The following is a 25,492-nucleotide window of genomic DNA, read 5'->3' as shown; positions in this document are numbered from 1 at the left end:
TCTCGGAAACCATCGTTTTCGACTCGGCCTGACCTGAATCTCAACAGGCCTAGGTGGAATTGCTAGCCGCCCATGCGCTTCAGCCAATCCTGGCCGACGCCACGGTCGCGGATGATCCGCAGCGGATCCGTCGAATCCAGCCTGGCGCAGATGCGGTAAACTTCCAGCGTCTCGGCATTTATCTCGCCGCGCCTGTAGAAGAACATGGCGGCTGCGTAGCGGGTGCGGCCTGACCATTTTTCGCCGAGCGGCGTGTTGACCAGTTCCCACTGCTCGCGGACTTCTGCATCGACGTCGTGCTTGTCTGCCTCATCCATCATGATCAGAAATCCGCCGGCGGATTGGCGGTGCGGCGGTCGAGCTTGATGAAGGGTCGCTGCACCACCTTGGCCCGCTTCATCAGCTTCTGGTACTGCAATTCGCGCATGGCGTAGATCTCGACCCAGAGGTCGTCGACGATGGTATCGCCGAACGGCCGCGCCAGCGAGGCGATGGCGATATTGCGCTTGGCCATCGGCGACCACATGGCGGCGCTGACCAGCCCGACCTCCTGACTTTTCCTGTAGTAGACGACGGCATGCTCGGCCGGAATGTTGCCCTCGATCTCCAGCCCGACCAGCACATGGCGAAGACGCTTCCTCGCCCGCGCGTCGACGATGGCGCGGCGGCCATTGAAGTGACCCTTTTCCAAGTCGATCATGAAGCCGAGGCCGATCTCGTCCGGCATGCGTAAGCGGTCGGCGCGGATGGCATGCTCGGACGTTGTGAAATCCGCATTGGCGACGATCAGCCCGGCTTCGAGCCGGGCGCGGTTGAGCGCCGTATAGCCGATGGCGCGGATGCCGCGCAGTTCGCTGGCCAGCATCAGCCGATCCCAGAGGCTGAGCGCCTTATCGGCCGGTGCGAACAGTTCGTAGCCGAGATCGCCGGTGAAACCGGTGCGCGAAATAGTGACCGTGTCACCATCATGCGGGAACTCGGCAAGGTCGAAGACCCTGAGTCTTTCGACGCCGGCAAAACCGGCATCGCGCAGCACGGCGAAGGCGGTCGGTCCCTGCAGCGCCAGGCAGGCGACGGCTTCGGTCTCTTCTTCGACAGCCACGTCGAACCCAATCGCGCTGTTGAGGAGCCACGGCAGATGCCGCTCTTGCGAGCACAGCCGGAACCGTGCCGGCGACAGGCGGAACAGCGTGCCGTCGTCGAGGACGAAACCCTCGTCATCGCACCAGGCGGTGTAGTGGACGCGGCCGGGTTTCAGCTTGCTCACGTCGCGCAACGTGATTCGGTTGAGGAAGGGCTCGGCGTCCGGCCCGGCGATGCGATATTTCGTCATCGGCGAGATGTCGAACAGCGCGGCCTGGCTGCGGATCGCGAAATATTCGAGCTCCTCGTCCCACAGCGAATGTGGAGCGCGGTAGCCGGCCCAATTGTACCAGTCATTGGTCCTGGCCAGCGCATCGATGCGCGGCTGAAACGGCGTGCCGAGCCGCAAGGTGCGGAAATGGGATTGTGCTGTGGTACGGGAGGTCGATGGGTCGATGCTCGATTGATGGTTCATGACGGCGTTCCTTCGCGCCCCCCTCTGTCCTGCCGGACATCTCCCCCACAAGGGGGGAGATTGGCTGGCACCGGGAATTTCGCCAATCGCCAACGTTGCAAAAGGAGAGCCGGCCGTGCGGCCAGCCGATCTCCCCCCAAGTGGGGGAGATGTCCGGCAGGACAGAGGGGGGCGCCGCAGAGTTCGGCCTTAGCCGATTGGATGTTCATATCCTACCCTTTCATCGCGATGATGCGTTTGGCGGCATTCAAGCCGGGCGCGCCGGACACGCCGCCGCCCGGATGCGAGCCGGCGCCGGCGAGGAACAACCCGTCGATCGGCGTGTCGTAGCCCGACCAGCCGGAGACGGGGCGCGACATCAGCATTTGGTCGGCCTGCAGTTCGCCGTGATGCCAGTGACCGCCCGGCATCCGGTAGCGCGCCTCGATGTCGGCCGGCGTCAGCAGCTCGGCATGGCGAACTGTCTTGCCGATTCCCGGCGCATAGACTTCCAATTGAGCCATGATCGCCTTGAGGAATTTCGCCCTGCCGGCGCTCCAGCCCTGTTTCAGCGCATAGGGTGCATATTGCACCACCGCAGACAGCACGCAGGCGCCATCCGGCGCCAGCGACGGGTCGGCAAGGCTGGGCAGCGTGATCTCCATCACCGGTTCGGGCGAGAACTCGCCGTACTTCGCTGGGTTGAAGGCGCGCTCGACATGGTCGGGCGAGGGCGCGATCACCAGACGGCCCTTGTGGCCGGCGGCATCGGCGCCGGCGAATTGCGGCGGCCGGTCGAGCGCCAGATTGAGCTTCGCCGCATCGCCCTTCGTGCGGATATTCCTGACCTTCCGAACAAAGCCGGTGTCGATCTCGCGCGATCCGACAAGTTCGAGGAGAGTGATTGCCGGGTTGATAGCGGAGACGATCGTCTTGGCACGAAGCATCTCGCCGCTGTCGAGCACAACGCCGGCGGCGCAGCCATTCTCGACGATGATCCTTGCCACCGGAGTCGCCCTGCGGATGGTCACCCCTGCCTTTTCCGCCGCTACGCTGATGGCTGAAATGACCGCGCCCATGCCGCCTTTCGGCAGTACCTGCGCGCCGGCAGTGCCGCCTGCCTCGCCTGCCAGCCGATAATATAGACCGAGCAGCGAGGTCGGCGAGCGCGGGCCGAGATGGCTGCCGAGCGTGGCATCGAAGGCGAGCAGGCCCTTCAGCCGATCGTCGGCAAGCTGCTCGTCGAGCAGGTCGGCAACGTTCATCAACAGCACGCGCAGGAAGTCGCGCATGTCCTCCTTGCCGAGCTTCTTCAACGCCAGGGCGGTCTGGCCGAGCGATACCGTCTCAAGCAGCGACATGCCGCTGAGCTCGGGCGGGCGGCGCGCAAGGAACGGCTTCAGGATGCCGGCATAGCGCAGCAGTTGCGTGCGCAGTTCCTTCCAGGCGGTCTGCTCGGTGGAGCCGGCGCCGGTCAGCACCTCGCCATAGGCGCCATGCAGGACAAGCGGTGGGCTGTCCTTCGACAGTGCCACCGACGGCACGAAATCGCCGCGCGCAATGTCCAGCCCGTGCCTTTCCAGCTCCAGCGTCTTCACCACATCGGGATGCAAGCGGTTCAGCAGATGGGCCATCGACGAGACGCGAAAGCCCGGTGCGAACTCCTCGGTGCGGGCCGCACCGCCGACATCCGCGGCAGCTTCCAGGACCAGCACCTTGCGGCCGCTCTTGGCCAGGACAGCGGCCGAGACAAGGCCGTTGTGGCCACCGCCAATAACGATTGCGTCAAATGACGTCATGGGCCAGGCTCATATGCTTAGTCGGCTTGGCAAGATCGCGCAGGATTTCGGCCGCCGCATTGCGGCCAGGCGCGCCCATGACGCCGCCGCCGGGATGGGTCGAAGAGCCGCACATATAGAGCCCAGCGACCGGCGAGCGGTATTGCGCGTAGCCCGGCACCGGCCGGTTGAACAGAAGTTGATCGAAGGTCAGTTCGCCCTGGAAGATATTGCCTTCGGTGAGGCCGACCTCAGCCTCGATCTCGCGCGGCGTGCGCACCTCCATATGGACGATGCGGTCGCGAAAACCCGGCGAATAGTCCGATATCTGGGCGATCACGCTTTCGGCGAAACCATCGCTGTCGGCGTCGGTCCAGTCGCGGCCGTTCACCTTCGGTGGCGCATACTGCACGAAGCAGCTCATGAAATGCTTGCCTGATGGAGCCATGGTCGGATCGAGCGTCGTCGGGATCACCATGTCGAGGAACGGGTCGGCCGACCAGCGCCCGGCCTTCCAGTCGTCATAGGCGCGTTCCATGCGTTCCATCGAATCGGTGAAATGCATGTCGCCGCGATAGACCGGCGAATCCTTCGGCAGCGCCGGGAATTCTGGCAGTGAATCCAGCGCGATATTGACCTTGCCCGACGAGCCGCGGATCTTAAAATTCCTGACCCGGCGCAGGAAGAGGTCCGGCAGTTCCTTTTCCTCGACCAGTTTGAGGAAGGTGCGTTTCACGTCGGCATTGGAGACGACGAGTTTGCCGGGGATTTCTTCGCCGCCGGCCAGCACCACACCCCTGGCCTTGCCGCGCTGGACCAAAACACGATCGACTTCGGCGCCGGTGCGGATGGTGCCGCCGGACGACTGGAAAGAGGCGGCGAGTGCCTTGGTGACCGCGCCCATGCCGCCTCGCGCATAGCCCCAGGCGCCGACCGAGCCGTCGACCTCGCCCATATAGTGGTGCAGCAGCACGTAGGCGGTGCCCGGCGACATCGGGCCGAGCGCAGTGCCGATAATGCCGGACAGCGCGAAATTCGCCTTGATGACGTCGGTCTCGAAATACTCGTCGAGGAAGTCCGAGATCGACATGGTCCAGAAGCGCAGCGTCAGCGCCATTTCCTCAGGCGTAAGTCCGGCGAACTTTTTGCCCAGATAGAGAAGCTCACCGAGATCGCGTGGCCGAAAACTGGTCGGATCGGGCGCGGTGCGCATCAGCAGCGGCTGGATGAAGCGACATTGCCGCGTCACGTCGCGGGCGTAACGGTCATAGGCTTCGGCGTCGCGTCTGGAAAAACGGGCGAATTCGCGCCGGTGAGCATCGTGGTCGCGGTAGTTGGCGAGATAGTCGCCATCCCTGGTGAATACCGCGCCGCCCTCATAGGAGATCACCTGCAGGCCGAAGCGCGGCAGTTCAAGGTCGCGCATGATCTCGGGACGGAACAGGGAGCAGACATAGGAGCAATTGGAATAGAGGAAGCCGGGCGTCAATTCCCTGCTGGTGGCGGCGCCGCCGACCCAGCCGTTCTTCTCGACGACCAGCACGTCGAGCCCGGCGCGCTGCAGGTAGCAGGCGTTGACCAGGCCATTGTGCCCGCCGCCGATGACGATCGCATCCCAGGATTTCATTCCGGTCCAATCTTCTTTTTGCCCGACATTTTGCGTGATCCGTCCCTGAATGCGCGGAATTTCGCACGACAGCCACCATTCTGTCTAGCCATATTGAATGAATGTTCAACAAATGATGTTGCGTTTTCCCATTTATGCGGTAGGCTTTGCCGGCAATCGAGAATGGGCATTCGGCAGTTGGAACTGAGGTCTGATGATCGAAACGGCGGACGCCGAGCCGGAATATGACGATACCGCCATCCGCTTCCTCGAGGCGCTGTGGGGCGACGGCTACCTGTCCCCGGGCGGGCCGGACGAGGTCGACCGGGTGGTCGAAGGACTTGCGCTCGAGGGCAAGACGATCCTCGACATAGGCTGCGGCTCGGGTGGCGTCACGCTGCATCTGCTCGAGCGCCATGGCGCTGCCCACGTTACAGGCCTCGATGTGGAGCGGCCGGTGATCGAGAAGGCAAGGCAAAGGGCGGCCGCACGCGGGCTCCCCGATCGCGCCAATTTCGTTCAGACGCCGCCCCGGCCGCTGCCCTTCACTGATGCTTCCTTCGACGTGATCTTCTCCAAGGATGCGTTGCTGCATGTGTCCGACAAGGATGCCGTGTTTGCCGAGATCTTCCGTGTGCTGAAGCCCGGCGGTGTCTTCGCCGCCTCGAACTGGATGATCTCGCATGACGGCGAGCCGTCGCCCGAGATGAAGGCCTATGTCGCCGCGGAAGGCACCATGGCGTCGCCGGCCCGCTATGCCGAGGCGATGCGCCGGGCAGGCTTTGCCGACGTCAAGGTGCGTGACCGCAATGCCTGGTATCGCGAGGTCGCACGGGAGGAACTGAAACGTCTCAAGGGCCCGCTCTACCCGGCGGTTGCGGCTGCGGTCGGTGCCGCCTATGTCGACAAGAACATTCGAACCTGGGAAGCCATGCAGAAGGTTCTTGACAGCGGCGAGCACCGTCCCACTCATCTTCGCGGTCGAAAGCCGGTTGGATAGCCGGCGATGCTGGAGACCATCACGCCCATGAAGACAGCCGAGCCCAGGGAGGCCCTCCTTGAATCAGCGCGGAAAACCGAAACTGAAAAGCGCGGTCGCAAGGCGTCGAAGGAAGTCAGGCAGCTGCAGCTGATCGAGGCGACAATCGATTCGCTGGCCAAGCGCGGCTATTCAGAGACGACGATGGCCGATGTCGCCGATGGCGCCGGCCTGTCGCGCGGGATCGTCAACTTCCACTTCGAGAGCAAGGAGAAGCTGCTCGTCGCCACGCTGCAATACATGGCCGACGAATATGCCGCGCACTGGCGCGCAGCCCTCACCAAGGCTGGCGACGATCCTGCCCGCCAGTTGCGGGCTCTGGTTGCGGCCGATTTCGATCGCTCGATCTGTAACAAGCGCAAGCTGGCCGCCTGGTGCGCCTTCTGGGGTGAGGCCAAGTCGCGTCCGACCTATCAGGCGTTGTGCGGCGCGCGCGATGCGGCTTACCAGAAGATATTCATCGGCCTTTGCGCGACACTTAAGGAGAGTGGCGGCTATGCCTTCGAGCCGCAGGTCATGGCGCTGGCGCTCAGTGCCATGCTGGAGGGGCTGTGGCTGCGGCTGATGATGGGCACCGAGGACGTCACCCGCGAAACCGCGCTGCAGGCGGCGAACGAATTCCTGTCGGCGGCATTTCCAAAACATTATCCGTGGCCAGCAGCCGGCGGCGTCAAGACGGCATGAAAATCAAAAAAAGAGGATGGAAAAGCAATGAAGCACATCACCCGACGTCTGACGCTGACATTGGCACTGGCCGGGACGCTGGCAGCCTCGGTCGCAGCGCTTGCGATTGCCGCGGACAAGGACCTGATCGTGTTCGACTGGTCCGGCTACGAGGATCCCGGTTTCCACCAGAAATATGTCGAGAAGAATGGCGATTCGCCGACTTTCACCTTCTTCGGCGACGAGGACGAGGCGTTTGAAAAAGCCCGTTCCGGCTTCAAGGCCGATCTCGGCCATCCCTGTTCGCAGAGCGTGGTGAAATGGCGCGAGGCGGGGCTGCTGCAGCCGCTCGACACCTCGAAGATATCAGGCTGGAAAGACCTCAATCCCGGCATCATGGCGATGAAGGATCTCGCCACCACAGCCGACGGCAAGGCCTGGTTCATGCCTTGGGACTGGGGCAACACGCAGCTCACCTACAATTCCGACAAAGTCGACGAGAAGGATGTCCAATCGCTGAAGACCTTGGCCGACCCCAAGTTCAAGGGCAGGGTTTCGATCGGCGACAATGTCGACGATGCCTATGCGCTGGCCTCGCTGGCGATCGGGCTCAAGGACTGGACCAAGATGACGGACGACCAGTTGAAGCAGGCGTCCGACTTCCTGCGCGAGGTCCACAAGAACGTTCGCTCCTACTGGACCGACTCCACCGACATCGTTCAGCTGTTGAGTGGTGGCGAGGTCGACCTTGCCTGGGCGTGGAACGACGCGGCGGTGCAGTCGGTCGCCGCCGGCGTGCCGATCAAGGCTAAGAAGGACACCGACGAGGGGATCTCGACCTGGGTCTGCGGCTATGTGCTGTTCAAGGATGCGCCGGGGAATACCGACAAGGCCTATGACTATCTGAATGCCGTCAACGATCCGGCAGTTGCCAACATCCTGGTCAAGGACTGGGGCTATGGCCAAGCCAATGCCAAGGGCATGGCCGGTGTCGATCAGGCCGTACTGAAGGAAAAGGGCTACGACGACGTGCAGAAATTCATCGACAAGACGCTGTTCCAGGCGCCGGTTCCCTCGGATCTCAAGCTCAAGATGATCGCCGAGTTCGAGAAGATCAAAGCCGGCTATTGAAGAGCGGGATCGAAACAACCGACGTCGTCATCGTCGGCGCCGGCTTCACCGGCCTGTCGGCCGCGCATGAGCTAAAGAAAGCCGGCATCGATTTCCTGCTGCTCGAAGCGCAAGATCGCGTCGGCGGGCGCGTGGAGGCCAAGCGGAACGGGCTCGGCGAGCGGATCGACAGCGGCGGCCAATTCCTGTGCGAGGACATGCCGGAACTGATGGCGCTATTGCAGGCGCACGGCAAGACCATGGTCGAGACTTATGTAAAGGGGGAATTCATCACGCAGCCGCGGATGAGCGCTCAGCAAGCCGACCGAGCTTACCTGGGTTCGATGGCGATCCGCGAACGCTTGAACGCGATCGCGCCGGACGAGCCTGATATTGCCGGATTGACCGTCGCGATATGGCTCGATCGCCAGCATGATCCCGACCAGGCCAAGGCGGCTTTCCGTTCGATGATCGAGGGCTTGTGGTGTCAGGCGCTCGAAAAGCTGCCGTTGTGGCACCTGATCGACAATGATCGCCGCATCACCAACGAGGTTTCGGAGCTGCAATATTTCGCGCGCGAAACCATGCAGTCGCTGGCGGACGATCTGGCCGGCGAACTCGGCGATCGTGTGCGGCTGAACACGCCGGTCGGGACCATCGAGCAGCGGCCGGAAGGGGTTCGTCTGGTTTCGGCGAGGGGTGCGGTCGAAGCACGGGCGGCCCTTGTCGCCGTGCCGCCGACGATGGCCTCGAAGCTGGATTTTGCACCGCCGCTACCGTCTGGCCTGAGAAGGGCGCTCGGCGTCTGGCAAAGCGGCGCGGTGATCAAAGTGCTGGTGCGCTATCCCCGTGCCTTCTGGCGTACAAGGGGCTTGAGCGGCGTGGTGATGTGGCGCGACCTGCCGGGGCTGTTTGCCTGCGACGCCAGCAAGGACAACGACCATGCCGCGCTGGTCGTCTTCGTCGGCGGGCCGTTGGCCCTGCGCTGGCGTGAGCTCGGCGACCCGGCATTGCGCGCAGAGGTGACGGCGAGGCTGGGGGCCGCGCTCGGCACGGAGGCTACCGACATGCTCGATCTCAGCTATCGCGACTGGACGCATGAGCGCTGGAGCGGCGGCGGCTACAGCGACCTCATTGTCGACGCGATGGCGACCGACGCCGAACGCATCATCCTGGCCGGCGCGCCGCCACTGCATTTCGCCGCGTCCGAACTGTCGCCGTCATTCCCGGGCTATATCGAAGGCGCTGTTGTGGCGGGGCGCATTGCTGCACGAAAGATCATCTCGGGAATTCAATCCGCCATCGCCACTAGCGCCTCGGGGTCGTAGGCGAGGCGGATCGAGGTACCGACCGGGATGTCGTCGGCGCCGAAATCATTGGTTTCGATCACCGAAAGCGGTTTTTCCAATCCCGGTATCTCGACGATCAAATGGGTGATCTCGCCAAAATAATGGCGCTCGACCACCTTGCCGGCCACCTCGAATTTCGCCGTCGCATTGTCCCACAACACGCGCAGTCGCTCCGGACGGATACCGAGCGTGGCAGCGCCGCCATTGCGAACGAAAGCCTTCGGCTTTTCGGTCTTGACGCGGCCGAAGCCCAGCGTGTCGACGACCAGCGAAGCGCCGCTGTCTTCGACGATCTCGGCCTTGACAAAATTCATGCCGCCGAGGAAGTCGGCAACCTGACGGTTGACCGGCCGCTGGTAGATCTCCTTGGGCGAGGCGACCTGCGCGATCCTGCCGCCGAACATCACGGCGATGCGGTCCGACATCGCCAGCGCCTCATACTGGTCGTGCGTAACCAGGACGAAGGTGATGCCGACCGCCTGCTGCAGGCGGCGCAGCTCGACCTGCATCTGCTCGCGCAGCTTCTTGTCCAGCGCCGACAGCGGCTCGTCGAGCAGCAGCACCTTGGGCCGCATCACCAGCGCACGGGCCAGTGCCACCCGCTGCCGCTGGCCGCCGGACAGCTCGGTGGCGAGGCGCCTGCCGAGGCCGGTCAGCGACACCTGGGCCAGCGCCTCTTCGACGCGGCGCTTTTCTTCCGACCGTTCGAGCCTCAACCGCTTCAGCCCATAGGCGACGTTCTGCTCGACATTGAGATGCGGAAAAATCGCATAGCTCTGGAATACCATGTTGGTTGGCCGGCGATTGGCCGGGATACCCTCCATCGACTGGCCGTCGACCGAGATCAAACCGCTGGTCGGGTTGTCGAAGCCGGCGATCATGCGCAACAACGTGGTCTTGCCGCAGCCCGACGGGCCGAGCAGCGAGAAGAATTCGCCCTCCTTGATGGTCAGCGAGGCGTCGTCCAGCGCCTTGAATGAGCCATAGCTGCGGGTGACGTTGCGGATTTCGATCATTGGTCGTTCGGTTTGGTGGGGTCGTTCGGCTTGAGGCGGCTTAGACATGGAGGCCTCCCTCGTTCTGAGTGCGTCTTGCCGCGCGGCGACGCAGGATTTCAGCGATGGTCATCAGCAGGAACGAGGCAGCCAGCAAGAGCGTGCCCAGCGCCAGCACGCCAGGCAGCTTCGAGGCGAAGCGCAATTGGCCCCAGATATAGATCGGCAGCGTCGCCTCGGTGCCGGTCAGGAAGAATGCGATGATGAACTCGTCGAGCGAGATGGTGAAGCAGACGAGCAGGCTGGAAATGATGGCCGGCGCCACCATCGGCAGCGTCACCCGTCTAAAGGTGCCGAAGGCGCTCTCGCCGAGGTCGGCGGAGGCTTCCTCCAGGCTGCGATCGAAGCCTTCGAAGCCGGCGGTCAGCACGGTCATCGAATAGGGAACGCAGATCAGGACATGGCCGAGCACGATGGTGAACAGCGACAGACTCAAACCCAGTTGCAGTATCACCAGGAGCATGGAGATGGCGACGATGATTTCGGGCAGCACCAGCGGCGCCATGATCATGCCGTTGATGGCGCGGCGGCCGGGATAGCGGTAGCGGGTGATCGAGCGGGCGGCGAGAATGCCGAGCACGGTGGACAGGATGGAAGCCGACAAGCCGACGACCAGGCTGTTCCAGGCGGCGTCAAGCAGCGCCGGGGTGCGCGGCAGGTCCTCGTACCATTTGAGGGTGAAGCCGGAGAGCGGGAATTTCGGCGTCGCGGCGCTGTTGACCGAGAAGATCGGCAGGAAGATGACCGGCAAATAGAGGAAAACGACATAGAGGAAGGCATAGGCCGACAGCCAGCCGCTGGCCAGGAAGCGTCGCATCGCCGTCATCGCGCCAGCCTCATCTTGCTAGTCTCTGGGCGGCGCGGATCATGACCACGGTGGCGCCGGCCATCAGTGTCACGATCAGCATCGTGGTGACCGAAAGCGCGGCCCCCAGCGGCCAGTTGGAGGCCTTGCCGAATTGCGCCTGGATGGCGTTGGCGATCATGACGCCGTCCTTGCCGCCGACAAGCTTCGGCGTGACATAATCGCCGACGGTCGGGATCATGACGATCAGCGCCGCCGAGATGATGCCGGGCGCCGACAGCGGCAGCGTCACGCGCAGAAAGGAACGAATAGGCCCATCACCCAGATCTTTGGCCGCCTCGACGAGCGTGCGGTCGATTTTTTCCAGCGAGACGAAGATCGGCAGGATGGCGAAGGCCGCCCAGGCGTGGGTCAGCGTGATGATGACGGCGCTCGAATTGTAAAGCAACGCGGTCGACGGCTCGTCGATGATGCCAAGGCCCAGCAAGCCGGAATTGAGCACGCCGTTGTAGCCGAGGATGACCTTCCACGACATCACGCGCAGCAGGTAGCTGGTCCAGAACGGGATGGTGATGAGGAATAGCCACAGGCTTTTATGGCGGCCGCCGTGGAACGAAATGAAGTAGGCGATCGGATAGGCGAGGACAACCGTGAAGAAGCTCACCATCAGCGAGATGTAGAGCGAGCGCCAGAGCAGGTCGCGATAGATCGGCTCGGTCAGCGCAACGCGGTAGTTTTCCAGCGTGAAGGTGCGATCGATGGTCAGGTAGTTCTGCGTCCAGAAGGAGTGCGCGACAACCACCAGGATCGGCAGGACCAAAAGCACGAGCGCGTAGAGAAAGGTCGGACTGATCAGGGCAAGACCCTGGACGGGTTCGGACTGCAGAAGGGCGTTTCGCTTGGCCCGCGTCATGCCAAATATAGGCGATCCTTCCGCAGCCGCCGTCATTGCAGGCCCTCGGGCCGGGCCCCGGGCGTGATCTCGGTTGCTGGCGCGGATTGTCCTGCCATGCGGCGTCCCATTGCTAGCGCACCGGCCGTTTGTTCCCAATCTTATGCTCAGGGCGCAATCGCTGATCGCGCTCCGAGCTTGCCGGCTTTCTTTCATCATGCGCGCATCCGCGGATTGAAATCAAGCGCTATTTCTGTAATATTGATTGAACGGACATTCAAAATGTGCCGAAGAAAGCCGGGTTTTCCGGTGGTTGGCGCCGAGCTTCCTGTCCGATGAAATTTGCGACGAAACGATGCGAGGCGACGATGGCGGCTGCAAGAGATTTGAGAGCGACTGAAACGGCTGGGCTTGGCGATGCCGTCGAGCTGGCCAAGCGCCATCTCGTCCAGCCCTGGCCGTTCGCCGGTTCGGTCGGCGCGGAGGCGCGCGCCCTGATCGGTGAGGGCGACGGCATCTACATCACCGACGGCACCGGCAAAAAGCTGATCGACGGGCCGGCCGGCATGTGGTGCATCAATATCGGCCACCGCCGCGAGGAATTGGCACGGGTGATGTACGATCAGGCGATGGCGCTGTCCTACAACACGCCGTGGTACACGATGAACGCGCCGTCGGCGGAACTCGCCATGCGCATCGCCGGCCATGCGCCGGGTGATCTCAGCCATGTCTTCTTCACCACTGGCGGCTCCTCGGCCGTCGAGACGGCGCTGCGCTTCATGCAGTTCTACAACAATGTCCGTGGCCGCCCGGAAAAGAAGCTGATCCTGAGCCGGGGCGGCGCCTATCATGGCTCGACCTATCTCTCTGCCTCGCTCAACGGGCGCCCGCGCGATCGCGACTGGATGGACGGCGCCGACGATCTGGTCATCAAGCTGTCGTCGCCCGATCCGTTCCGTCGTCCGCGCGGCACGAGCATTTCAGCCTTCACAGATGTCCTGGTCGACGAATTCCGCGATACCGTCGCCCGTGTCGGCGCAGACAGGATCGGCGCGTTCGTCGGCGAGCCGGTGCAGGCGTCGGGTGGCGTCGTCGTGCCTCCGGACGGCTACCTCAGGCGCATCCGCGAGATCTGCCGCGACAACGATATCCTCTATGTTTCCGACGAAGTGGTGACCGCCTTCGGCCGGCTTGGCCATGTCTTTGCTTCCGGCGATATGTTCGGCATCGACCCGGACATGATCACCTTTGCCAAAGGCGTCACGTCCGGCTATTTTCCGCTTGGCGGCGTCATCATCTCGGAACGGCTGCTCGAGGAACTGCGCCGCTCAAACCATCCGGATGCTATGTTCGGGCATGGATTGACTTACACCAGCCATCCGGTCGGCTGCGCCGTGGCGCTGAAGAACCTCGATATCCTGGAGGAAAGCGTGCTGGCCCACACGCGCGAAGTCGCGCCCTATTTCCAGGCGCAACTGAAGACGCTTGAGGAACTGCCGCTGGTCGGCGAGGTGCGCGGCCTGGGGCTGATGGGCTGCGTCGAGTGCGTCGCCGATCGCGAAAGCAACGATCCGCTGCGGCTCGACAAGGATGTCGGCAAGCGCATCGACGCGCATTGCCATGAGCTTGGCCTGCTGGTCCGGCCGCTGATCAACATGTGCGTGATGTCGCCGCCGCTGATCATCACGCGGGAGCAAATCGACGATATGGTGTCGATCCTGCGCGAAGGCATTTCGCGCACGATGGTTGATTTGCGGCGGGAAGGCGTTTGGCAGGGGTGACGGCCGATCTCCCTCCGCGGGGGAGATCGCAGCTTCGGCGCCTCGCCTTTACACTTGCGACCGCAGCGCGTCATTGAGCGCCCACATATCCTTTTCCTCCGGCGCCGTTTCCAGCCCCAGCACGGGGATTTGCTTGCGCAGATGGTCGTGGTGGGTGCGCACGCCATATTCGAGGTCGGAAAGATAAAAGCCGCCGAAGGCTTCCGACAGCATGGATTCATTCGACCACACGGAAAGCTGCACGTCCTCGTTCATCGTGTCGCGATCGATGCGGTAGGCGAGATAGCGTGCCGCTGCCTGCTCCCTGGTCTCGTCGGGGTAGCGGTAGATGGCGCCGCGCAGCAGCGTCTCGCCGGTCGACAGCGGAAACTCTTGATAGAACTGCACGGATTCCGGCATGATCGACAGCGCGCTGTTCGGGAAGATGCCGTAATAGATCCAGGCCTTGCGCAGGTGTTCCGGCAGATGCGTCGCCTCGGGCGCGATCTTGATGTATTGCTCGACGCTCCAGCGCCGTCCGGCATGCGGATTGTAGGTGGCGAAGGAACGCGACACGCCGTTGATGAACGGCTCGTCGAAATAGGTCGCGCCGTAAAGGTCCTGCAATGCGGGATGCGCCATGGCCACGTGGTAGCCTTCATTGTCGACATCGCGCACCGACTTCCAGTTGACCGGGCTCTTCTGGGTCCAGATGCCCCAGGACGGCACCATCTCGGCGACACCATAGTGGGCGACCTCGGCCTCGATCGGCTTCAGGAGCTCGGCCACCGACGGTTGCGGGCCACCCGTGCGGAAACGGATGAAGATGAGACCCATCCAGATCTCGAGGTCGAGCGGCATCAGGCCGAATTCAGCCTTGTCGAGATCGGGAAAGGAGCGCGGACGGGCAGCGCCCCGCAGCGTGCCGTCGAGATTATAGACCCAGCCATGGAAAGGGCAGACCAGAGCGTTCTTGCAGGTGCCCTGGCTGTCGGCGACGACGCGGCTGCCGCGATGGCGGCACATGTTGTTGAAGGCGCGCACGACGCCATCCTTGCCGCGCACGATCAGCGCGCGCTCGCCGACCACGTCCATGGTCAGATAGTCGCCGGCGTTCGGCAGGTCGGAGACGTGACCGGCGATCTGCCAGTGGTTGCGGAAGACGTATTCTTTCTCAAGTTCGAGCAGGGCGTCGGAATGGTAACTCCAACCCGGCAGACCCCGCCGGTCCCAATTGTTGGGGATCGCCACGTCACGGAGGTGCGGGTTCATGGAAGGCTCTTCTTTTGTTGAATGCTCATTCAATAAAATCATATTTTTCATTTAAATGCAATGGCTTGTAGAAATACGACGAATTTTTGACGCAAAATCCTCCGGCGTTTTGGTCGAAATTCAAACGCTCGAAGCTTGAGAAATCCCGAAAATTCCGGGTCTTAGCCAGGGTTCCCATCGACACCGCATTCTCGGCTTGAGCCAAGAAAGGCTGTCTGGAAAACAGGACTCCCCAAGATGGAAAATTGCCACCCAGGCTCACCTGTTTCGGAGGCCTGCCGGAGTCCGCCGATGCGCGTTGCGGTTCTCTTTCCCTCGCCGGAGGCAGCAAGGCTGAAGCGTGCCTTCTTGCCGCTTTTGGGGCCGGGTTCTCCCCGAATGCTGAAACATCCGTTTCTTGCCCGTTACATTGCCGCATACGCATCATCGTTGGCTCGTTACAACGTGCGGCTAGGTTCGTTTCAACAGAAAAAGAAAATCAATGAAGGGAATGGCGATGCATACGCAAATCCAGACCGCCTACAATGACCGCCCGCAGGCGCCGGAGCGTAACGATCGGCGGCCGAAGCTGGCGCTGCGTCGGCGCGCCAACGACCATCCGATGGCACTGTTCGTGGTGCTGGGCGCCGCCGCATTCGTCGGCATGACCTTCGCGCCGACGGTTGGTCCAGCCTTTGCTTCACTGAACCCCCCGGCAAACATCGTCGACGGCGCGCCGACCACGACAAAGACGGCGCGCCTGCCGATGCCGGAGATCGATTTTGTCTGCAAGGGGCAGGCCTGGGGCGCCGAAAGTGCGGACTGCCTGCGCGTCATCGCCGAGCAATCCGGCATTCACAAGGCTCGCGCGGTCCGCGTGATCGCCAATACCGCGCCGCTGACCGATACCCCGAACGTTTTTTGATGCCCCCGAGCGACCCTCCAGAGCACCAGGCAGGCTCCCACTAAGAACGGCTCTAGCCCAGTGCGGCCTGCTCGGCAATGGCCGACAGCACGCCGCGCACGTCCAGCGTGCTGAACGGCTTTTCCAGGATCTGCGGACGCTGCGGCGCGGGCAGCGCCTCGATTTCGGCTTTCGCTCCGATCAGGTCGCCGGTGACCAGAACGAAGCGCCGCGCCAGATCAGGCTTTTCGGCGAGCAGTTCGCGATAGATTGATATGCCGCTGGTGCCGGGCATGCGCAGATCGGAAAAGACTATGTCAGGCGGCATATGGCCGGACAAAGTCGCGGCGGCTGATGCCCAGGCCGGCACGATCCGCGACTTGATGCCCATCAATTCCAGAATGTCGGACAGCGACGCAGCGACATCCGGCTCGTCGTCGATGATCAGCGCATGGCGCAATCCGCTCGAGCGCGACGGGCTTTCGCCGGCGGCAGTCGCGCCGGCGGAGATCGCCGGCAACTGGACGACGAAACGGGCGCCCCTCGGCAGAACTTCCTCGAACCAGACATTGCCACTGTGCCGTTCGATGATCGATTTCGAGATCGACAGGCCGATGCCGGTGCCGACGCCGACCGGCTTGGTGGTGAAATAGGATTCGAAGATGCGGGAGCGTATCGCTTCCGGCACGCCCAGCCCGTTGTCCTCGACCGAGAAACAGGGATTGCCGCGATCGCTGCGAAACGTGCGAACCTTGATCAGCCGGTCGCCGCCGATGCCGGCCAAAGCGTGCTGGCTGTTGATGAGGAAGTTGGCGGCCACTTGCGTCACATGGTCGGCGTCGGCCATGGCCAGCAACGGGCCGCTGGCGAAATCGGTATCGATAATGATGCCGGTCGACCTGGCGCCGTAGGCAGTCACTTCGAGTGCCGCGCGGACCACCTGGTTGAGATCCGTCTCGGCCTGCGCCGCCGGATGCAGGCGCACCATCGAGAGGAAGCTCTTGACGATGCGGCCGCAGCGCTCTGCGGCGGCGCGCACCTTCTCGGCCCGCACCTTGGTCTGTGGGTCTGACGCGAACTCGTGCAGCAGCGTCGATTGGGCGACGACCACGGCAAGCGGGTTGTTGAGCTCGTGTGACACGCCGGCAAGCAGCGAACCCATCGCCGCCATCTTCTCGTTCTGGTGCAGCTTTTCGCGCTGGCGGCCGATCTCCTCCTCGGCGCGCAATTTGTCGCGCAGGTCGCGGATCGAGCCGAAGATCAGGCGACGGTCGGCCACCCGCATCTCGGTCGCCGTCAATTCGATCGGAAAGACCTCGCCGGCCGCATTCTGGGTGACGGTCTCGATCCGCTGGCCGACCATCGGCGCGCCGCGGCCCGACATGTATTCGGCGCCCGACACATAGCCCTTGCGATAATATTCCGGAACGACGGTGTCGAGCAGGTCCTTGCCGAGGATATCGCTGCGCTGATAGCCGAACATCTTTTCGGCGGCGGGATTGAACTCGATGATCGAACCGGTCTCGTCGATGACGATGATGGCGTCGAGCGAAGCCTGCAGCATGGTACGGCGGATGACTTCGCTGGCATGGGCATCGGAAAGCGATCGTTCGATGGCGCCGCCGATGGCCAGCGCCACGATGTGCAGCGTCGCCTCTTCCTCGTCGGTCCATTCACGCTCATTGACGCAGTCGTTGACCGCCAGCGTGCCCCACAGGTGGCCATGCGCAAAGACCGACACCGACAGGAACGACTTGATGTGCTGCTTTTCGAAGTCGGTTCTCAGAAAGCCTTCGAGATCGCGCGTGTGTCCGGCGAAGATCTTGCCTTGCCGTTCGTCCTCCGCCAACCGTTCCAGCAGCGGGTCCGAATTGACGACCGACTGCATGATCACCGTCGGCGACGCCAGCTCGCCGCCAAATCGGGGGTCGATCCAGTAGGCCGCGACCGACTGGGCAAAGCCCTGGCCGGGCAGCTCGCGCAGCCGAAACAGGATGCCGCGCTGGCAATCCATGGCCCCGCAGAGCGTTTCAAGGATACTGTCCATCTCGCGCTGCCAATCGCCGGCTTCGCGAAGCCGGCGAACGATATGGACAGCGGCCATCGCCGCGCCCTGCCTGACGCCGTGCATATCGCTGCGTGCTGCTTCAGCCGTCATGATCAGCCGTCATTTCACAGTCGTGCCACCGAGAGTGGTTACCAGTGGTCGCGCCGCTCAGTTACCTTCGCCGGTCGGCAGCGAAAAGATATAGCCTTCGCCGCGGACTGTGCGCAGGAATTTCGGATTGGCCGGGTCCGCCTCGATCTTCTTTCTCAGCCGCATGATGCGGATATCGACCGCGCGAGACGATTCAGGATCTTCCGCGAAGCCGATCGCCTCGGAGATCGCCGCACGCGTCAGCAAACGGTTGGCCCGCGTCAGGAAGACCTCCAGCACGTCAAACTCACTCTTGGCCATGTCGATGACCGTCCCGTTGGTGCCGGTGACGAACCGGCCGTCGAGATCGGCATGGAAAGGGCCGAAGCTCATGAACCGGCGGTTGGCAGTTGTTTCGGCCTTGGCGCCCTGTGGTTCGGCCGGCTGCGGCACGCGGCGCAGCACGCTGCGGACCCTCGCCAGCACCTCGCGCAATTCGTAAGGCTTGACGATGTAGTCATCGGCGCCGAGTTCCAACCCGACGATGCGGTCGAGCGCGGTGCCGGCGGCCGTGGCATAGATGATGCCGATCGGCATTTTCGAGCGCAGCCAGCGGCCGAGCGACAGGCCGTCCTCGCCGGGCATGGCGATGTCGAGGATGGCCAAATGGAACGACTGCGTCTCCAGCAAGGTTCGCGCGGCGCTGGCACTCTCGGCCGTGGCGACATCGTAGCCGCTGGCGCCGAGATACTCGGCAACCGCGTCCCTCAGATCCGGCTCGTCCTCGACGATGACAATTCGTGCCCGCACTATGCTCTCGCTCCCGCTTTCAGCGGAAAGTAGATTGGGTATAAACATCATGTCCAGCACTCATCTTGGGTTGCCGGTTGCAGGGTGGAAAAAAATGGCTGCACGATCCGTCATCGCGCTTGTTTCCGTCGCCGAAGTGGTCGCGACCGATCTCGCCGACCATCTCGAACGGCGTGGTCATGACGTGCGCGCGGTGCGGCAGCCGTGGGAGGCCGAATCCCTGCTTTCCGGAAAGGGCATCGATGTCGTCGTCGTCGGCGACAGCCTCAGCCAGGCGGAAGGGCGTGATCTGCTCAGGCGCCATGGCGGCGAGGGCGGGCCGGATTTCATCCTGATCTGCCGCCCGGCCGATCTCGTCGACAAGGTGCTGGCGCTCGAACTCGGCGCCGCCGACGTCGTCGAGAGCCCGCTTAATGTCAGGGAACTCGCCGCCCGTATCGGCGGCTTGCTGGCACGGCGCGGCAGGAACGCCGGGGAATTGGTCGTGCTGGAGAACGCGACGGTCGACCTCCGGTCGGCCATGGTCATGCATCGCTCCGGAACGGAAGAACAATTGTCGCCGGGTCAGGTGGCGCTGCTCAGATTGTTCCTGGCCAGTCCGCGCAAGGTCTTGACGCGCGACGACATCATTGCCGCCGCGCCAGCCGAAAATGCCGATGCCTTCGATCGTTCGATCGATTCGCGCATCGTGCGGCTGCGCCGCAAGCTCGACACCGAAACCATCACCACCATAAGGGGTTCGGGCTACCGGTTCGATCCGCCGACGCAGTTCGCCGACTGAGGCTGGGGCCCTCACCGTGTTGCCCCAAGGCCCAGGCGCTCAGCGGACCACGAGAAGCGACGGACCTGACGGCATTTCGCTGGCCGCGGCGAATTCGCTCGCATGGGCACGATCCCTAAGGAGCACGGTGGCGAGGCCGGCAAAGCCGAGCAGGCCCTGTGCGTAGAGCAGTGCGGAAAGCACCGAAGCTGCAAATTTCGTGTTCATCGTTTTCGTCCCGCAAATTTGGTTTTAGGTTCGCTTCAGGGAAACCCCCGAAGTGCCCGCGCCGCCAGCGGAGCCCCCCGTCGCGGCGCGGGCCTTCGGTCCTCTCGGCTGCAAGTTGCCGGAGGGGCCGCGCATCTTCTTCAGCCCAAAACCGACCCGCCAGAGGGCCTTGAGCCGGTTAATGCGCAGGCTGGATACAATCCAGACAGTGGCGAAAAACAGTGTGGCATGCAGCGTCGAAACTTCGCCTGAAGTCATCTCTGCAAGCTTTGGCATCGGGTTGCCGGCGAAGGTGCCGACACCGCCAATGATCGCTGCGGCTATGCTTATCCTGAAAAGCCAGGACATCGCGTTCGTTTGCATGTTCATCTTCACTTGTGCCGGCTGTTTTCGTTGGGTCAACTCTGCGGGTGGCCTGTATCCAGATCATGCCGCTAGATGCCGCGCTTTGTTGCAGATCGGTTTCGAGGCAAGTCAAATTTCTTTCACATCAGGCAAGATCGCACTTTCGTTTGGAGATGGCGGTACCTTTCCGCAGGTCTAGGTTCGGCAACCGGGGTCGTTATCCCCAGGGCTCTGCCCATGGTCTGTCCTTGGGATCCCTCGGAGGGGACTTCCGGCCGTTAACCAGAGGAAACAGATTCGAAACAGAAACGTCTGTCGCGCGAAATCAATTCGAAACGTGACCCAACGATAAGCCGGTCATCGAATTGGAAGCCGGCCATGTCCGGCAGACGGGGGACATCATGTACACTGCCATTTCTGCCAAGCTCATCAACATCGCTGCCGCCGCTCTCGCGGGTGCGGTTCTTCTGTTCGGCGCCGGTAATGGCGGCGCCCATGCCGCCAATCGGGCCGCCAATCAGATCGTGGCGCGGATTTCGCTTTCGCAGCAGACGATGCAAGTCCTGGTCGACGGGCGGCCGACCTTCGCGTGGAAGGTCTCGACCGGCGGCAGGGGGCATGTCACCCCGACCGGCTCGTTCAAGCCGACCCGCATGCATCAAATGTGGTATTCCAGGAAATATGACAACGCGCCGATGCCGCATTCGGTCTTCTTCAAGGGTGGTTACGCTGTGCATGCGACCAATTTCGTCAAGCGCCTCGGCCAGCCGGCCTCGCATGGCTGCGTGCGGCTGCATCCGGACAACGCCGCCGATTTTTACCAGCTTGTCGAGATTTTCGGTCCGGCTAACACCCGGATCGTCATCGTCAAATAGATAACCAAAGATGATCCGCCTGCCGGGTATAAATACATTCCGGGTCGGATATCACTGCCCAAGAAAAAAGCCGGAAATTTCCGGCCCTTTTTTTGTCAATCAATCAACCGGCACCGGCATCAGCTTCGGGTCTGGCTTCTCGGCGTGATGCGGCAGGTCCTTGCTGGCTATGAAGGTGTAGAACATCGGCACCACGAACAGGGTGAACATGGTCCCCACCAGGATGCCGGTAAAGATCACCAGGCCCATCGAATAGCGCGCCGCCGCACCCGCGCCGCTGGAGATGATCAGCGGCACCACGCCGAGCGCCATTGCAGCCGTCGTCATCAGGATCGGCCTTAGCCGCACCCTGGCCGAGGCGACGATCGCATCGCGCCGCCGCATCCCGTGCAGCTCGCGCTGCTGGTTGGCGAATTCGACCAGAAGAATGCCGTGCTTGGTGATCAGGCCGATCAGCGTGATCAGCCCGACCTGGGTGTAAATGTTGAGCGTTCCCAGCCCCAGATTGAGCGGCACGATTGCGCCGAAGATCGACAGCGGCACCGACATCATGATGATCAACGGATCGCGGAAGCTTTCGAACTGCGCCGCCAGCACCAGATAGATGACCAGAACGGCTGCCGCGAAGGCGATGATGATCGTGTAGCCCTGTTCCTTCTCCTGCCGCGACTGGCCGGTATAGTCGATGAAGAACGTATCGGGCAGGCTTTCCCTGGCGATATCCTCAATGGTCTTCAGCCCGTCGCCGGTGGTGACAGTGGGCAGTGGCAGAGCGGAAATCGTGGCGGAGTTCAATTGGTTGAACTGCTCGATCACGGCCGGCGAGGCATTGGTCGAGATCTTCACCACCGCCGAGAGCGGCACCATCTCGCCCGAGGCGCTGCGCACGAAATACTCGGCCAGCTTTTCAGGGTTGTCGCGGAAGTTCTGCGGCACCTGCGGGATGATGTCGTAGCTGTTGGATTCGCGGTCGAATTGCGCCACTTCGGCGCCACCGACCAGGAGGGTCAGCGTCCGGCCGATGTCGGCGATCGGCAGGTTGAGCGCCGCGGCGCGGTCGCGGTCGATCGTCACCGTCACTTGCGGCGCGTCGAAGGACATCGAATTCTGCACGGCGAGGAAGCGACCGGAGGCCTGCGCCTTGTTCTTGATGTCCTCGGCCGCCTCATAAACCTGGGAGGCCTCGCCGGTCGAGCGCACCACCATCGTGATCGGCAGGCCGCCGCCGGAGCCGGGCAGCGTCGGCGGTGCGAAGACGAAAGCTTCGACGCCCGCAACCTTGCTGAGGCGACCCGTGATGTCTTCCTGGAGTTCCTTCGAGCTGCGCGTGCGGTCGGCCCAGTCCTTGAATGCGAAGCCGACGAAGGCGTTGTTCGTCGGGCCTTGGAACGCGACGGCGGAGAACCGCGCCCTGGTTTCGGGGATATTATTCACCAGCCCGAGAATCTGGTTCACATAGGTCTCGGTGTAGTCCGACGTCGCGTAGCGCGGCGCGTTCACTATAGACAGCAAGAAGCCCTGGTCTTCTTCCGGCGCCAGTTCGCTGGCGGTTTTGGTAAACATGAAGCCGGTGGTGGCGACCAGTGCGATGACGATCATCAGCGTCACCGGGCGATATTTCAACGAGCCGCTGACCAGCCGCTCATAAATGTTTTCGACGCGCCCGAACGTGCTGTCGACAATACGCTGGAAGCGGCTATGCGAGCCGGCCCTCAGGATGCGTGCCGACATCATCGGCGTGACGGTGAGGGCAACGACACCCGAAAGCACCACCGAGCCGGCAAGCGTCACCGCGAATTCCCGAAACAGTGCGCCGGTCAGGCCGCCGGTGAAGGCCAGCGGCGCGAACACGGCGGCTAGGGTTATCGTCATCGCGACGACAGCGGACGAGATCTCCCGCATGCCGTTGAAGGCCGCCTGCATCGGCGACAAACCGTCTTCCTCCATATGGCGGTGAATGTTTTCCACCACCACGATGGCATCGTCAACGACGAGGCCGATCGCCAGCACCATGGCCAGCAACGACAAAAGGTTGATCGAATAGCCCAGCGAAAACAGCAGGAAACAGACGCCGATCAGCGACAGCGGAATGGTCACGATCGGCATCAGCACCGAGCGGAACGAGCCGAGGAAGAGCAGGATGACGACGATGACGATGACGACCGCCTCGCCGATGGTCTTGAACACCTCCTCGATCGACGCGCTGATCTGCTCGGTCGAATCGTAGACGATCTCGATCGTCATGCCTTGCGGCAGCGTCTCCTGGATTGTCGGCACGATTTTGTGGATCGCCTCCGCCGTCGTCAGTGGATTGGCGGCCGGCGTCGGGAAAATGGCGAGAAAGATGCCGGGCTTGCCGTTGAAAGTGACCCTGGTGTCGGTGTTCGCCGCGGCAAGCTCGACGCGCGCCACGTCGCGCAATCTCACCACATTGCCGTCTGTCGAACGAAGCGGAAGAGCGGCGAAAGCCTCCGGCGTCTGCAGCGTCGAGCGGACGGTGATCGAGGAGGCGACGTATTCGTTTTCGGTATTGCCGGGCGCGGAGAGGAAATTCGATGCGTTGATGGCGGTCAGCACTTCCGACGCCGTCACGCCGCGCGCTGCCAGTTTGATCGGGTCGATCCAGACGCGCATCGAGTATTCGGCGGCCCCGAAGATCTGCACGTCGGCGACACCCTCGACCGTCGACATGCGCGGCCGCACGACGCGCTCGATGTACTCGGTGAGCTGTTCCGGCGTCATGTTCGGATTCTGCATCGAGATGTACATCATCGCGAACTGCTCGCCGGTGCCCTTGACGATCACCGGGTCTTCGGACTCGTCCGGCAGGTCGCCGCGCACGCCTTGTACCTTCGACAAGACTTCGTTCAGCGCGACATCGGGGTTGGAGCCGAGTTTCATCTGCACCGTCACGGTGCTGGAGGACGGCCGGCTCGCCGACGTGACATAGTCGATGTTTTCGGTCGAAGCGACGGCACGGGCGATCGGCGCGGAAATGAACCCCTGGATCAGGTCGGCGCTGGCGCCGGGATAGGCCGTAGTGATCGTGATGGCCGTTTCTTCAACCTCCGGATACTGCCGGATCGACAGGTTGAAGATGCCCTGGAAACCCAGAAGCAGGATCATCAAGGCGAGCACGGTGGAAAGGACCGGACGGCGGATGAAGATATCGGAAAAACTCATTGCTGGGCGGCCTGCTGGTTCGCCGGCTTGGTCGGGTCGATCGTGTTGTCGACGGCTACGGACATGCCGTTGGAGAGCCGGTTCTGGCCGGCGGTAACGACTTCGTCGCCGGGCGCAATACCTTCCAGTATCTCAACCAGGCCGGCATTGCGGCGGCCTGGCTTGACGAACACCTGGGCAAGCACGAGCTGCGGCTTCTGCTCTTGCGCCGTCGGCTCGGCCGGCGCAGCAGCCGATTGTTCCTCGGTTTTTGCCGCGGGCGCTTCAGCCGCGGGCTTCGCAGTATCCGTGGCGGGCTTTTCTTCCGGCTTCGCCGCAGCAGGAGGGGCGGCACCGTTGGCCGCGGCAGGCTTCGCCGGACGCACCACGAAGACGAAGTTGCCGTAGAGGCTGGAGGTCAGCGCGGTCTGCGGCACCGTCAGCACGTTGTTTTCCTCGGGCAATTCGACGCGCACCTGCACGAACTGGCCAGGGGTCAGCTTGCCCTCGGGATTGGCGACCTCGGCCCTGACCGTCACCAGCCGGCTGGCCGGGTCGATCTTCGGGTCAATACCGCGAATAGTGCCGGTGAACGGCAACTCGCCGTCACCAATGCCCAGCCGCACCGTCTGGCCGATCTTGAGCAGCGGAAGCTGCTGTTCGGGAACCGTGAAATCGGCCCGCATGGTCTCCAGGTCCTGCAATGTCGCTACGGAAGTGCCGGGTGAGAGGTACTGGCCGAGATCGATCCTTGGGATACCAACGGTGCCGCCGAAGGGCGCGGTCAGCAGCTTCTGTTCGAGCACCGCCTGCAGTCTGTTGACCTGCGAAGTGGAAGCCGATGCAGCGGCCCGCGCCGAGTCGAGCGTCGATTCCGAGCCGACACCGCGTTTCTGCAATTCAAGGGCGCGCGTCAACGCCGTCTGGTCGAGCGCTGCTTGCGCCTTCGTCGCATCGAGATCGGCGCGCTCGGCGGCATCGTCGAGCCGAAGGAGAACCGCGTTGGCTTCGACCTTTTGATTGGCGTGAAACAGGATATCCTTGACGATCCCGGCGGTTTCGACGGTCAGGTCGACGCCGCGGACCGCACTGACAGTGCCGATCGCCTCGACGCCCGGCGTCCACTCCGTCGGCTTGACGATCATCGTCGACACGGTCGCGGCCGGCGGTTTCATCGTGGCGAAGAATTGCTGCATTGCATTGTCGCGGAACAAGTTGAAGCCGACGATGCCGCCGCACACCAGCACGAGCAGAATGAAGGCAATGATGAAACGCTTGATCACGAACAGTCCCCTTGGCCATGGCCCGGCATAACAGTCGGATGACCGAAACACATACCTGTGACTGGTCCCGATTTCAAATGACGGCGATCTTACTGTACCGTCTGGACGGTCTTGTCAATTCTGCGTAAGCTAATGTATGGGGA

The 25,492-nt window shown here is 62.7% G+C and carries 23 protein-coding genes; 8 read left to right on the top strand and 15 right to left on the bottom strand.

Annotated features, from left to right (window positions below; translation table 11 throughout):
* Positions 1-62: 62 nt before the first annotated feature.
* The 4 genes from AC0L25_RS05735 to AC0L25_RS05720 form a co-directional block, all read right to left on the bottom strand.
* Positions 63-320 carry a hypothetical protein gene (locus AC0L25_RS05735; protein WP_473594596.1) on the bottom strand — a complete coding sequence of 86 codons (258 nt, stop codon included), beginning with the start codon at positions 318-320 and terminating at the stop codon, positions 63-65.
* 2 nt (positions 321-322) lie between these two features.
* Positions 323-1,558 carry an aminomethyl transferase family protein gene (locus AC0L25_RS05730; protein WP_473594595.1) on the bottom strand — a complete coding sequence of 412 codons (1,236 nt, stop codon included), beginning with the start codon at positions 1,556-1,558 and terminating at the stop codon, positions 323-325.
* Positions 1,559-1,770: 212 nt separating this feature from the next.
* On the bottom strand, positions 1,771-3,336 hold the full coding sequence (locus tag AC0L25_RS05725) for a phytoene desaturase family protein (RefSeq protein WP_473594594.1): 1,566 nt from the start codon (positions 3,334-3,336) through the stop codon (positions 1,771-1,773).
* Complete coding sequence (locus AC0L25_RS05720) at positions 3,323-4,942, bottom strand: phytoene desaturase family protein (protein WP_473594593.1); 1,620 nt, start codon at positions 4,940-4,942, stop codon at positions 3,323-3,325. Before AC0L25_RS05720 ends, AC0L25_RS05725 begins: the two co-directional genes overlap by 14 nt.
* 193 nt (positions 4,943-5,135) lie before the next feature.
* Here AC0L25_RS05720 and AC0L25_RS05715 point away from each other — a divergent pair, with 193 nt between their 5' ends.
* Genes AC0L25_RS05715 through AC0L25_RS05700 form a run of 4 tightly spaced genes read left to right on the top strand, consistent with a single transcriptional unit; the run spans position 5,136 to position 9,061 of the window.
* Positions 5,136-5,921 carry a class I SAM-dependent methyltransferase gene (locus AC0L25_RS05715; RefSeq protein ID WP_473594592.1) on the top strand — a complete coding sequence of 262 codons (786 nt, stop codon included), beginning with the start codon at positions 5,136-5,138 and terminating at the stop codon, positions 5,919-5,921.
* Between the two features lie 6 nt (positions 5,922-5,927).
* The gene (gene betI, locus AC0L25_RS05710) at positions 5,928-6,644 is read left to right on the top strand and encodes a transcriptional regulator BetI (RefSeq protein ID WP_473594591.1); all 717 of its coding nucleotides are present in this window, start codon (positions 5,928-5,930) and stop codon (positions 6,642-6,644) included.
* A gap of 27 nt (positions 6,645-6,671) precedes the next feature.
* Positions 6,672-7,754, top strand: coding sequence for an ABC transporter substrate-binding protein (locus tag AC0L25_RS05705; RefSeq protein ID WP_473594590.1), 1,083 nt, complete (start codon positions 6,672-6,674; stop codon positions 7,752-7,754).
* Positions 7,751-9,061: a flavin monoamine oxidase family protein gene (locus AC0L25_RS05700; RefSeq protein ID WP_473594589.1), complete on the top strand. Its 1,311-nt coding sequence runs from the start codon at positions 7,751-7,753 to the stop codon at positions 9,059-9,061. The genes AC0L25_RS05705 and AC0L25_RS05700 overlap by 4 nt, the downstream gene beginning before the upstream one ends.
* Here AC0L25_RS05700 and AC0L25_RS05695 read toward each other — a convergent pair.
* The 3 genes from AC0L25_RS05695 to AC0L25_RS05685 are packed head-to-tail and all read right to left on the bottom strand — an operon-like array spanning position 9,025 to position 11,891.
* Complete coding sequence (locus tag AC0L25_RS05695) at positions 9,025-10,098, bottom strand: ABC transporter ATP-binding protein (protein ID WP_473594678.1); 1,074 nt, start codon at positions 10,096-10,098, stop codon at positions 9,025-9,027. The genes AC0L25_RS05700 and AC0L25_RS05695 overlap by 37 nt on opposite strands.
* A gap of 40 nt (positions 10,099-10,138) precedes the next feature.
* A complete protein-coding gene (locus AC0L25_RS05690; RefSeq protein ID WP_473594588.1) occupies positions 10,139-10,963 on the bottom strand; it encodes an ABC transporter permease in 825 nt (274 codons plus the stop codon).
* Between the two features lie 10 nt (positions 10,964-10,973).
* Complete coding sequence (locus AC0L25_RS05685) at positions 10,974-11,891, bottom strand: ABC transporter permease (protein WP_473594587.1); 918 nt, start codon at positions 11,889-11,891, stop codon at positions 10,974-10,976.
* A gap of 311 nt (positions 11,892-12,202) precedes the next feature.
* Between AC0L25_RS05685 and AC0L25_RS05680 the strand changes: the two genes are divergently transcribed.
* The gene (locus AC0L25_RS05680) at positions 12,203-13,615 is read left to right on the top strand and encodes an aminotransferase (protein WP_473594586.1); all 1,413 of its coding nucleotides are present in this window, start codon (positions 12,203-12,205) and stop codon (positions 13,613-13,615) included.
* A 48-nt stretch (positions 13,616-13,663) separates the two neighbouring features.
* Here the strand turns inward: AC0L25_RS05680 and AC0L25_RS05675 are convergent, their stop codons facing one another.
* The gene (locus tag AC0L25_RS05675) at positions 13,664-14,866 is read right to left on the bottom strand and encodes an aromatic ring-hydroxylating oxygenase subunit alpha (RefSeq protein ID WP_473594585.1); all 1,203 of its coding nucleotides are present in this window, start codon (positions 14,864-14,866) and stop codon (positions 13,664-13,666) included.
* A gap of 25 nt (positions 14,867-14,891) precedes the next feature.
* Positions 14,892-15,293: a hypothetical protein gene (locus tag AC0L25_RS05670; protein WP_473594584.1), complete on the bottom strand. Its 402-nt coding sequence runs from the start codon at positions 15,291-15,293 to the stop codon at positions 14,892-14,894.
* A 69-nt stretch (positions 15,294-15,362) separates the two neighbouring features.
* Here AC0L25_RS05670 and AC0L25_RS05665 point away from each other — a divergent pair, with 69 nt between their 5' ends.
* Complete coding sequence (locus AC0L25_RS05665) at positions 15,363-15,770, top strand: hypothetical protein (RefSeq protein ID WP_473594583.1); 408 nt, start codon at positions 15,363-15,365, stop codon at positions 15,768-15,770.
* 52 nt (positions 15,771-15,822) lie between these two features.
* On the opposite strand, the gene AC0L25_RS05660 is transcribed toward AC0L25_RS05665, so the two are convergent.
* Positions 15,823-17,907 (bottom strand): GAF domain-containing sensor histidine kinase, encoded by a 2,085-nt coding sequence (locus AC0L25_RS05660; protein ID WP_473594582.1) that lies wholly within the window; start codon positions 17,905-17,907, stop codon positions 15,823-15,825.
* 57 nt (positions 17,908-17,964) lie between these two features.
* Positions 17,965-18,744, bottom strand: coding sequence for a response regulator (locus tag AC0L25_RS05655; RefSeq protein WP_473594677.1), 780 nt, complete (start codon positions 18,742-18,744; stop codon positions 17,965-17,967).
* A gap of 46 nt (positions 18,745-18,790) precedes the next feature.
* Here AC0L25_RS05655 and AC0L25_RS05650 point away from each other — a divergent pair, with 46 nt between their 5' ends.
* Positions 18,791-19,477 (top strand): winged helix-turn-helix domain-containing protein, encoded by a 687-nt coding sequence (locus AC0L25_RS05650; protein ID WP_473594581.1) that lies wholly within the window; start codon positions 18,791-18,793, stop codon positions 19,475-19,477.
* A 39-nt stretch (positions 19,478-19,516) separates the two neighbouring features.
* Here the strand turns inward: AC0L25_RS05650 and AC0L25_RS05645 are convergent, their stop codons facing one another.
* Together AC0L25_RS05645 and AC0L25_RS05640 are read right to left on the bottom strand one after the other, a co-directional pair.
* The gene (locus AC0L25_RS05645; RefSeq protein ID WP_473594580.1) at positions 19,517-19,684 is read right to left on the bottom strand and encodes a hypothetical protein; all 168 of its coding nucleotides are present in this window, start codon (positions 19,682-19,684) and stop codon (positions 19,517-19,519) included.
* A gap of 24 nt (positions 19,685-19,708) precedes the next feature.
* The gene (locus AC0L25_RS05640) at positions 19,709-20,053 is read right to left on the bottom strand and encodes a hypothetical protein (RefSeq protein ID WP_473594676.1); all 345 of its coding nucleotides are present in this window, start codon (positions 20,051-20,053) and stop codon (positions 19,709-19,711) included.
* A 377-nt stretch (positions 20,054-20,430) separates the two neighbouring features.
* Between AC0L25_RS05640 and AC0L25_RS05635 the strand changes: the two genes are divergently transcribed.
* Positions 20,431-20,904 (top strand): L,D-transpeptidase, encoded by a 474-nt coding sequence (locus tag AC0L25_RS05635; protein WP_473594579.1) that lies wholly within the window; start codon positions 20,431-20,433, stop codon positions 20,902-20,904.
* A 99-nt stretch (positions 20,905-21,003) separates the two neighbouring features.
* On the opposite strand, the gene AC0L25_RS05630 is transcribed toward AC0L25_RS05635, so the two are convergent.
* Together AC0L25_RS05630 and AC0L25_RS05625 are read right to left on the bottom strand one after the other, a co-directional pair.
* Positions 21,004-24,087 (bottom strand): efflux RND transporter permease subunit, encoded by a 3,084-nt coding sequence (locus tag AC0L25_RS05630; protein WP_473594578.1) that lies wholly within the window; start codon positions 24,085-24,087, stop codon positions 21,004-21,006.
* On the bottom strand, positions 24,084-25,349 hold the full coding sequence (locus AC0L25_RS05625; protein ID WP_473594577.1) for an efflux RND transporter periplasmic adaptor subunit: 1,266 nt from the start codon (positions 25,347-25,349) through the stop codon (positions 24,084-24,086). Before AC0L25_RS05625 ends, AC0L25_RS05630 begins: the two co-directional genes overlap by 4 nt.
* Positions 25,350-25,492: the final 143 nt, after the last annotated feature.

The sequence above is a fragment of the Mesorhizobium sp. WSM4813 genome (genome assembly GCF_055811555.1).
Note: the sequence above shows the minus strand (reverse complement) of the source record. Positions and strands in the feature narration are given on the sequence as shown.

Bases quoted from the DNA above. Each gene is read 5' to 3' on its own strand.
- AC0L25_RS05735 (WP_473594596.1), bottom strand. From the start codon at position 320: ATGATGGATGAGGCAGACAAGCACGACGTCGATGCAGAAGTCCGCGAG.
- AC0L25_RS05730 (WP_473594595.1), bottom strand. From the start codon at position 1,558: ATGAACCATCAATCGAGCATCGACCCATCGACCTCCCGTACCACAGCA.
- AC0L25_RS05725 (WP_473594594.1), bottom strand. From the start codon at position 3,336: ATGACGTCATTTGACGCAATCGTTATTGGCGGTGGCCACAACGGCCTT.
- AC0L25_RS05720 (WP_473594593.1), bottom strand. From the start codon at position 4,942: ATGAAATCCTGGGATGCGATCGTCATCGGCGGCGGGCACAATGGCCTG.
- AC0L25_RS05715 (WP_473594592.1), top strand. From the start codon at position 5,136: ATGATCGAAACGGCGGACGCCGAGCCGGAATATGACGATACCGCCATC.
- betI (WP_473594591.1), top strand. From the start codon at position 5,928: ATGCTGGAGACCATCACGCCCATGAAGACAGCCGAGCCCAGGGAGGCC.
- AC0L25_RS05705 (WP_473594590.1), top strand. From the start codon at position 6,672: ATGAAGCACATCACCCGACGTCTGACGCTGACATTGGCACTGGCCGGG.
- AC0L25_RS05695 (WP_473594678.1), bottom strand. From the start codon at position 10,098: ATGATCGAAATCCGCAACGTCACCCGCAGCTATGGCTCATTCAAGGCG.
- AC0L25_RS05690 (WP_473594588.1), bottom strand. From the start codon at position 10,963: ATGACGGCGATGCGACGCTTCCTGGCCAGCGGCTGGCTGTCGGCCTAT.
- AC0L25_RS05685 (WP_473594587.1), bottom strand. From the start codon at position 11,891: ATGACGGCGGCTGCGGAAGGATCGCCTATATTTGGCATGACGCGGGCC.
- AC0L25_RS05680 (WP_473594586.1), top strand. From the start codon at position 12,203: ATGGCGGCTGCAAGAGATTTGAGAGCGACTGAAACGGCTGGGCTTGGC.
- AC0L25_RS05675 (WP_473594585.1), bottom strand. From the start codon at position 14,866: ATGAACCCGCACCTCCGTGACGTGGCGATCCCCAACAATTGGGACCGG.
- AC0L25_RS05670 (WP_473594584.1), bottom strand. From the start codon at position 15,293: ATGATGCGTATGCGGCAATGTAACGGGCAAGAAACGGATGTTTCAGCA.
- AC0L25_RS05665 (WP_473594583.1), top strand. From the start codon at position 15,363: ATGCATACGCAAATCCAGACCGCCTACAATGACCGCCCGCAGGCGCCG.
- AC0L25_RS05660 (WP_473594582.1), bottom strand. From the start codon at position 17,907: ATGACGGCTGAAGCAGCACGCAGCGATATGCACGGCGTCAGGCAGGGC.
- AC0L25_RS05655 (WP_473594677.1), bottom strand. From the start codon at position 18,744: ATGTTTATACCCAATCTACTTTCCGCTGAAAGCGGGAGCGAGAGCATA.
- AC0L25_RS05650 (WP_473594581.1), top strand. From the start codon at position 18,791: ATGGCTGCACGATCCGTCATCGCGCTTGTTTCCGTCGCCGAAGTGGTC.
- AC0L25_RS05645 (WP_473594580.1), bottom strand. From the start codon at position 19,684: ATGAACACGAAATTTGCAGCTTCGGTGCTTTCCGCACTGCTCTACGCA.
- AC0L25_RS05640 (WP_473594676.1), bottom strand. From the start codon at position 20,053: ATGAACATGCAAACGAACGCGATGTCCTGGCTTTTCAGGATAAGCATA.
- AC0L25_RS05635 (WP_473594579.1), top strand. From the start codon at position 20,431: ATGTACACTGCCATTTCTGCCAAGCTCATCAACATCGCTGCCGCCGCT.
- AC0L25_RS05630 (WP_473594578.1), bottom strand. From the start codon at position 24,087: ATGAGTTTTTCCGATATCTTCATCCGCCGTCCGGTCCTTTCCACCGTG.